Raw genomic sequence first — 505 nt, forward strand, 5'->3', positions numbered from 1 at the left:
GATAATGTTGGGTGGCTAACCGACCTTTCAGGGGAGGTTGAGCCGCTTGTTAGTGTCATTTTTTATCTTATTCTCAACCAATTAATGAACATATCTGTAAATGATTGGGATAAAAATCTATTCTCAGATAAGTCTAAATCTCCTAATGGTTGTAAAAAAATAAAAGTAGGTTCTCCAAAATAAAAACCGATACAATTATCGCCTCCATCAGTGCCAATAACCAAAGATTTTTTCGACAAATACTTTTGTATTTGGTATTCTTTGTTCAGTTGCATCAAATCTTCAATCTTCCATAATGATAAATATTGACTACCAATATTACCTTCTCCACCATTACTCCATAACATAAATTCCTTATAATCATCGGGTAATGGAAACAACTTTCCCACACTCAACATTATTTGTTGATCACATGGAGGATTGGAGTGCCAACTTTTATTGATTTTTTCTATTATCTGTTTCATTATAATTTTATATGACACTAATGTTTGGCAGCGTTCCGCTT

General features: G+C 32.9%; 1 protein-coding gene. It reads right to left on the minus strand.

The window, feature by feature from the left end:
- Nucleotides 1-62: 62 nt before the first annotated feature.
- On the minus strand, nt 63-505 hold a 443-nt coding region (locus tag DW082_RS14195), incomplete at its 5' end, for an SMI1/KNR4 family protein (RefSeq protein ID WP_259335656.1).

It is taken from the genome of Alistipes sp. AF48-12 (assembly GCF_003477565.1).
GTDB classification, from domain to species: domain Bacteria; phylum Bacteroidota; class Bacteroidia; order Bacteroidales; family Rikenellaceae; genus Alistipes_A; species Alistipes_A hominis.